Origin of the sequence: Brachyspira pilosicoli (assembly GCF_019402445.1) — a bacterium.
Lineage (GTDB): Bacteria > Spirochaetota > Brachyspiria > Brachyspirales > Brachyspiraceae > Brachyspira > Brachyspira pilosicoli_B.
Map to the genome: position 1 here is coordinate 1 of NZ_SRZM01000156.1, position 2944 is coordinate 2944.

General features: G+C 26.3%; 4 protein-coding genes. 3 read left to right on the forward strand and 1 reads right to left on the reverse strand.

The genetic code is table 11. The features are described 5' to 3' along the window. Positions 1–138 precede the first annotated feature (138 nt). The 3 genes from E6A48_RS06130 to E6A48_RS06140 all read left to right on the forward strand — a co-directional run bounded on the left by E6A48_RS06130 (position 139) and on the right by E6A48_RS06140 (position 1984). Positions 139–858, forward strand: a complete 720-nt coding sequence (locus tag E6A48_RS06130; protein ID WP_219709180.1) for an NERD domain-containing protein — start codon at positions 139–141, stop codon at positions 856–858. Between the two features lie 89 nt (positions 859–947). Beyond that, positions 948–1529, forward strand: a complete 582-nt coding sequence (locus tag E6A48_RS06135) for a DUF3793 family protein (protein ID WP_219709177.1) — start codon at positions 948–950, stop codon at positions 1527–1529. Positions 1530–1552: 23 nt separating this feature from the next. After that, the gene (locus E6A48_RS06140) at positions 1553–1984 is read left to right on the forward strand and encodes a flavodoxin (RefSeq protein ID WP_219709178.1); all 432 of its coding nucleotides are present in this window, start codon (positions 1553–1555) and stop codon (positions 1982–1984) included. A gap of 54 nt (positions 1985–2038) precedes the next feature. Here the strand turns inward: E6A48_RS06140 and aroB are convergent. Then, on the reverse strand, positions 2039–2944 hold a 906-nt coding region (gene aroB, locus E6A48_RS06145; RefSeq protein WP_219709179.1), incomplete at its 5' end, for a 3-dehydroquinate synthase.

Here is a 2944-nt window from a genome sequence, read left to right on the forward strand (position 1 = left end):
TACAGCTCGTACGCGGGAAAAAGTTGAATAGAAAATTCAAATATTTTATGTCATTTTTATAAAATATAATATTTGACAAAATAAAATTTAAGTATAAATTAATATTAGTTTACCTATAAAAAATACATATTTATAATTATGGGACTATTTAAATATATTGCAAAAAATATTTTTAATGCTTTTTTTGATTTTGATTCAATTAAAGGTAAAGTTGGGGAAATTCAAGTTGATTCTGCTCTCAATCCTTATTTATTTGGAAAAGTAAAACATAGGCAAATAAACAATTTAACAATAGTGGATAGTAATGGTCAAAGTCATCAAATAGACCATATAGAAATAAGAGAAAATGGAATATTTTGTATAGAAACTAAAAACTATAGCGGACTTATATTTGGAAGTGAATATCAAAGAAAATGGACACAATGTTTAAGAAGAGGTGAAAGAAATTATTTTTATAACCCAATAAAACAAAATAATACTCATATATATCATTTAAAAAAAATATTAGGAAATAAATATAATATTAATTCTGTAATAGTATTTACTCAAAATAATGCTGATAATATAAATATAAGAAATGTTATTAATTTGTGCGACTTGAAAAATTATTTATATCAATTTAATGACGGCTCAAATTATACTGATGATGATATGAATTATATTTATAATAAATTAATTTCAAATAATCAAATTATATCTAAAGAAGAGCATATATCAAATATAAAAAATACAAACTATAAAATAAATAATGATATATGTCCTAGGTGTAATGGAAAACTAATTTTAAGAAAAGGAAAATACGGAGAGTTTTACGGATGCTCCAATTATCCAAGATGTAGGTTTACTATAAAAAAATAAAAATTATTATATAAATTTTAAACAAAAAGTTAGAATACACTAACAAAACTATTGACAATTTTAAAATATATGTTAGAATACTCTAACATATGAACGAGCATAACTTTGATACATTGATTATTAACCACTGTGCACCAACCCTTTCTGGTATAAAAATAGCAAACATCTTTACATATCAATACAATTCTAAAAAAGATGTTTACAAAAAAATAGCATCATACAATAAAATATTAAACAGCAGAAATATAAATATATCTATTATTAAAGATTATGATAATAAAGTGATAGTTTATGTTTATAATAAAAACATGCTTGAGGATTATATTTTTAATGATGAGATTTTTGATTTTTTAGATGATTATGGGTATAAAGATAAAAACCTATATAAGTGTATAGAACTATTAAAAAAGAGAATGCAGTATAACAAAGACTTTCCTCATGAGATAGGAATATTTTTAGGCTATCCTCTTATGGACATATACGGATTTATAAACAATTATGGAAAAAATAGTTTATATACTGGATATTGGAAAGTATATCATAACAAAAAAGAAGCTATCAAAACTTTTGAAAGCTACAATAAATGCAGAGATTTTTACACAAGCACATTTTTAAATGGTAAGGGCATATTGGAGATAATGGATGATTATAAAGAGTATGCTTATATTTAATAAAAAATTTATGGAGGATAAAAATGAGTGATAAAATAGCTGTAATATATTGGAGTGCTACAGGCAATACTGAGCTTATGGCACAGAATGTAGAAAAAGGCATTAAAAAATCTGGAGGAGAGGTTGATATATTTAGCGTATCTAATTTTAATACTTCAGATATAAATAATTATTCAAAATTAGCATTAGGCTGTCCTGCTATGGGAGCTGAGGTTTTAGAAGAATCTGAGTTTCAGCCTTTTTATGATGCAATAAGAGATAAGCTTTCTAATAAAAAGGTAGCTTTATTTGGCTCTTATGATTGGGGCGATGGCGAATGGATGAGAAACTGGCAGGAAGATGTAAATAATGCAGGAGCTTCTTTAGTTAAAGACGGACTTATTGCAAATCTCACTCCAGATGATAATGCTATTAATGAATGTATTAAACTAGGAGAAGAATTAGCTAAGGCGTAAAAAAATAAAAAAGAGGTATTAAACTAATTTAATACCTCTTATTTTTTTAATATCTTATAAAAGATTTACTATATCATTAATGCTTACTTTATTTATTAAAGGCTTTTCTATATCTTCTAAAAACACAAAATTAATTTCATCATTACTTCTTTTTTTATCTAGTTTAATTGCATCTTTTAAGTTTATATTGCTTGGTATTTCAGTAGGAAGAGAGAATTTACCAAATATATTTTTAGCTCTATCAAGTAAACTTTTATCTTTAGTAATATCTTTTTTAATACCGTACTCCATAGCAAAAATCACACCTATAGCAACAGCCTCACCATGAAGCAAAACTCCATAACCAGCAGCATTTTCAACACTATGCCCAATAGTATGCCCAAAGTTTAAAAACATTCTCTCTTTTTTCTCTTTATAATCAATCTCTACTATATGCCCCTTCAATTCGCAATTTCTCTTAAGAATAAAATCCATATTAAAACTATTATTATTCTCTAAATATTCTAAAAGTTTTTTATCAAATAAAAATGCATGCTTAATAACCTCAGCCATACCCGCATTAAACTCCCTCTTTGGAAGCGTATTTAAAACATCACTATCCATTATAACAAGTCTAGGGCTATGAAAAGCACCAACTAAATTTTTTCCTTCTTTTATGTTAATGCCAGTCTTTCCACCAACAGAAGAATCAACGCAAGCAAGAAGCGTAGTAGGTATCTGTACAAAATCAATTCCCCTCATCCAAGTAGCGGCAGCATATCCTGCCATATCTCCTATAACCCCACCTCCTAATGCTATTATTATATCTTTTCTGCTTAACTCGTTTCTTGCAAGAGCAAAATATATATTATAAATACTCTCTATATTTTTGTTAGTTTCTCCATTTTGAAGCACGCATACAGAAGTAGTAATATTTTCTTTCTCTAAACTTTTTTTCACTGTTTCAGTATAAAGTTTATT